The organism is Streptomyces boncukensis, assembly GCF_011045075.1.
GTDB lineage: Bacteria > Actinomycetota > Actinomycetes > Streptomycetales > Streptomycetaceae > Streptomyces > Streptomyces boncukensis.
The window spans coordinates 1-4,327 of record NZ_JAAKZZ010000567.1 but is presented as its reverse complement, the minus strand read 5'-3'; the positions used below and the strand labels follow the sequence as shown (position 1 = coordinate 4,327).

Sequence of the window (4,327 nt, the reverse complement as noted above, 5' to 3'; positions counted from 1 at the left end):
CCCGCAAGGCCGCTCCCGCGCCACCCTCGCCGCACGCCTCGCGCCCGCCCCGTCCGCGACCCGCACCCAGCCCCAACTCGAACCGTCCCTCCGGAGGTGACCGCCGGTGACGACCCCCTCCCACACGGCCGGGACCGGCGTCACGGCTCCCGCGCCGCGCCGTACGTACATGATCGGACGTGCCCGGCCCAACGCGATCGTCGGCAAGAACCGGGAGACCGGGGAGATCGCGCTGATCGTCGTGGGCGCGTTCTTCGGCATGATGAGCGGCCTCCTCATCCCCGTGCTGGCGCTGCGCATCCCGGCCCTCGTCGGCTTCCCGGCCATCGCGCTGGCCGCGATCTACGTGCCGTACCGGGGACGGACGTTCTACAAGTGGTTCGAGATCAGCCGGTCCTACAGACGGCTGGTCCGCAGCGGCGGGACGGCCTACCGCTCGGACGCCGCCGAGGCCGGCACCCGGCTCGACGGCCGGGAGGTCGAGATCGGCACGCCGCCCGGCGTCGGCCGGATCAACTGGATGGCGGCCCCCTTCGGACCCGACGAGATCGCCGTACTGCTGCACGCCGACCGGCGTACGGTCACCGCGGCCATCGAGATCGAGGGGCCCGGGGTCGGACTGCGCGACAGCGAGGACCAGGAGGCGCTGGTCGACCGCTTCGGCACGCTGCTGAAGCACGTGGCGAACGGTGACGGCTACGTCACCCGGCTGCAGGTGCTCGCCCGCACCCTGCCCGCCGACCCCGACGCGCACGCCAAGGACGTCGAGCGGCGCGGCGACACGAGTGCCGCGCCCTGGCTGCGCGCCTCGTACGACCAGTTGCAGTCCATGGTGTCGACGTCCAGCGAGCAGCACCGCGCATACCTCGTCGCCTGCATGCAGTACGGGCGCGAGCTGGCCGCCGAGGGCGCCACCCTCGCGAAGGCGGCGCGTCGCACCTCCGGGCGCCGGGTCACCAAGGACGAGGGGCTCGCCATAGTGATGGCGCGCGAGCTGACGGACATCTGCGCGCGGCTCACCGAGGCCGACATCCGGGTGCGGCAGCCGCTCGGGCAGGCGCGGCTGGCCTCCCTCGTGCACTCCATGTACGACCCGGACCACCCCATCGACCACATCCAGGCGATGTCGCGGCGCAACGCCTGGCCCGCCGAGCTGGACGCGGTCGAGCCGACGTACCTCCAGGCCAAGACCCGCGAGTCGAGCACCCGCGCGCCCTGGTGCCATGCGACGGCGTGGGTGAAGGAGTGGCCGATGACCCCGGTCGGCGTCAACTTCCTGGCGCCGCTGCTGGTGCACACGCCGGACGTGATCCGTACGGTCGCCGTCGTCATGGACCTGGAGCCGACCGAGCTGGCGATCGAGCGGATGCTGACGGAGAAGACCAACGACGAGGCGGAGGCCAGCCGGTCCGCCAAGATGAACCGCACCGTCGACCCGCGCGACATCGCCGCGCACGGCCGCGTCGACCAGCGGGGCGACGACCTCGCCTCGGGCGCCGCCGGGGTCAACCTCGTCGGGTACATCACCGTCTCGTCCCGCTCCCCGGATGCGCTGGCGCGCGACAAACGGACGATCAGGGCGTCGGCGGGCAAGAGCTATCTGAAGCTGGAATGGTGCGACAGGGAACACCACAGGGCGTTCGTGAACACCCTCCCGTTCGCGACCGGCATCCGCCACTGAGCAGGGCGGACGCGGCACGGACCGGAACCGGCGTAGAGGGTGTCCACGTCAACGGCCTCTGTGGAGCGACCGTTTCCAAACGTACGATCAACAGTTATGGCACGCACGGCAGGATCGAACCACTCCGCGCGCACCCCCCGCACGCGGCGCGCACAACGACCCCGCACTACCCGTAACACCCGCACAGGCCCAGGCCGGAGGTAGCCAGCATGGCCGCGCTCGATCCGCTCACCGCTCTCACTGACGCTTTCACCAGCTTTCTCTTCGGAAAGACAGAGACGACGCGGCTTCCCGTGCGCACCTCGACGGGCCAGGCACAGGCCGTCTACCTCCCCACGGCCGCACCCGGACTGGGTGACTCCGGCGTCATCATCGGCCGCGAGGTCTACAGCGGAAAGGGTTACATCTACGACCCCTTCCAGCTGTACGGCCAGCAACTCCCGGCGCCGCACTGGCTGGTGCTGGGCGAGTCGGGCAACGGCAAGTCGGCGCTGGAGAAGACGTACGTCCTGCGGCAGCTCCGGTTCCGCGACCGGCAGGTGGTCGTGCTGGACGCCCAGGGCGAGGACGGCGTCGGCGAGTGGAACCTCATCGCCGAGGAGATGGGTATAACGCCCATCCGCCTCGACCCCACCGCAGCGCTCGACCAGGGGATCCGCCTCAACCCGCTGGACCCGGCGATCACCACCACGGGCCAGCTGGCGCTGCTGCGCACCATCATCGAGGTCGCGCTGGGCCACGGCCTGGACGAGCGCTCCGGCTTCGCGCTGAAGGTCGCGCACAGCTATGTGAACGGCACGATCGCGGACCGCCAGCCCCTCCTCACCGACATCGTCGAGCAGCTCCGCCACCCCAAGCCGGAGGCCGCCGAGGCGATGAACGTCGCCCTGGACGACGTACGCGAGTGGGGCCTCGACGTGGCCCTGGTGCTCGACCGGCTGGTGGACGGCGACCTGCGCGGCATGTTCGACGGGCCGACGACGGTGGGCATCGACCTGGACGCGCCGCTCATCGTCTTCGACCTGTCGCACATCGACCGCAACTCCATCGCGATGCCCATCCTGATGGCCATCGTGGGCGTGTGGCTGGAACACACCTGGATCCGGCCCGACCGGCGCAAGCGCATCTTCCTGGTCGAGGAGGCGTGGCACATCATCAACTCGCCGTTCGTCGCGCAGCTCTTCCAGCGGCTGCTGAAGTTCGGACGGCGCCTCGGACTGTCGTTCGTCGCGGTGGTCCACCACCTGTCGGACGTCGTGGACGGGGCCGCGGCCCGCGAAGCGGCCGCCATCCTGAAGATGGCCTCCACCCGCACCGTCTACGCGCAGAAGGCCGACGAGGCACGGGCCACAGGGCGGGTCCTGGGCCTGCCCCGCTGGGCCGTGGAAATCATCCCCACGCTCTCCCCCGGCATCGCGGTCTGGGACGTCAACGGTAATGTGCAAGTCGTCAAGCACCTGGTCACCGAGGCCGAACGCCCGCTCGTCTTCACGGACCGGGCGATGACCGAGTCGACGACGGCACGCAGCGAGGCGGAGGCAGCGTCCTTCGAGGCAGCGCTGGAGGCCGACTTGGAGGCCGAGACGGAGGCACGGGCCCTGGCCGTCGAACAGTCGGCACGCTCGTCCACGTCCAAGCCGACGGTGGCCTGACCGACAGCGAGGAGATGACGAGACCATGGCAAACGGCGACCCGATGCAGGTGTCGATTAACGGCCGTAAGCTGCAGTGCCCGTTCTGCGGCCACGACCAGTTCCGGCAGCGCGACATCAAACTCAACACCGCGGGGATGTCCTTCCTCGGCCTGGACTGGGCGAACAAGGCCGCCACGGGCCTCATCTGCGGCCAGTGCGGGCGCATCGAGATGTTCATGGACCCGCCGCAGCTCGCCTACCACCAGCCCTGACGGCAACGGCGCGCACGGGCGCACGGTGTGGCCGGACCCGTCCTGGAGCTGCGGAGGCGACCTTGCCCGCGACCATGCCGCCCGGTTGAATGCGGAAGCCGATGTCCACGAACTCCACTCCCCCGACCGGCCGCGGACCGCAGCGTACGGGCAACGCGGGGATTCCCGACGGCCTGCTGGTCGGCGTGCTCGCCTTCCTCCTCGGGATCACCCTGTTCACCTGGTCGGCGACCGGGCTCGCCGGCCTGTTCGCGCACGGCGCGTGGCCCGACAACGTGACGTTCACGCGCACGCCGCTGGCCATCCGCGAACTCCTCACCGAGCCGCACGACATCCGCGAAGCCTGGCCGGACACCCCGGAAGAGCAGCTCTCGGGCTACGGGCTCTTCTGGGGGATATTCATCAGCCAGATCATGGTGGTGCTCGTCCTGACCATCTTCGGCATGACCACGTTCGCCCGCATACGGGCCCTCCGAACGGTGCGCCGCAAGCGCCTCCTGACGGAGCGTGGAGAGCGTCCGGCGGGATCGACACCGCCGGGGACGCCCCCGTCCGGCAAGCCCCCGTCCGAGGGCCGCGCGGACGCCGAGGACCGGCCCGCGGAACACCCGGCACCCCCAACACCCCCGGCACCGTCGGCAGCGGACACGCCCGGTGTGGCGGCGGGGACGACGCCGGAACACCCCGTACGTCCCGTCGCACCGCCGCCACCGACCACGCCGACGCCCGCCGACCCGCCCC

The 4,327-nt window shown here is 70.8% G+C and carries 3 protein-coding genes and 1 pseudogene; all 4 read left to right on the top strand.

Annotation, left to right across the window (positions count from 1 at the left end; genetic code table 11):
* Positions 1-106: 106 nt before the first annotated feature.
* Complete coding sequence (locus G5C65_RS32110) at positions 107-1,681, top strand: SCO6880 family protein (protein ID WP_420903382.1); 1,575 nt, start codon at positions 107-109, stop codon at positions 1,679-1,681.
* A 209-nt stretch (positions 1,682-1,890) separates the two neighbouring features.
* Positions 1,891-3,333: an ATP-binding protein gene (locus G5C65_RS32105; protein ID WP_165302566.1), complete on the top strand. Its 1,443-nt coding sequence runs from the start codon at positions 1,891-1,893 to the stop codon at positions 3,331-3,333.
* Positions 3,334-3,358: 25 nt separating this feature from the next.
* Positions 3,359-3,586: a zinc ribbon domain-containing protein gene (locus G5C65_RS32100; RefSeq protein WP_165302565.1), complete on the top strand. Its 228-nt coding sequence runs from the start codon at positions 3,359-3,361 to the stop codon at positions 3,584-3,586.
* Between the two features lie 101 nt (positions 3,587-3,687).
* Positions 3,688-4,327, top strand: a pseudogene (locus G5C65_RS39725) (hypothetical protein); the annotation flags it as partial.

Excerpts from the sequence above, each read along its gene's own strand:
- G5C65_RS32105 (WP_165302566.1), top strand. The coding sequence starts at position 1,891 with ATGGCCGCGCTCGATCCGCTCACCGCTCTCACTGACGCTTTCACCAGC.
- G5C65_RS32100 (WP_165302565.1), top strand. The coding sequence starts at position 3,359 with ATGGCAAACGGCGACCCGATGCAGGTGTCGATTAACGGCCGTAAGCTG.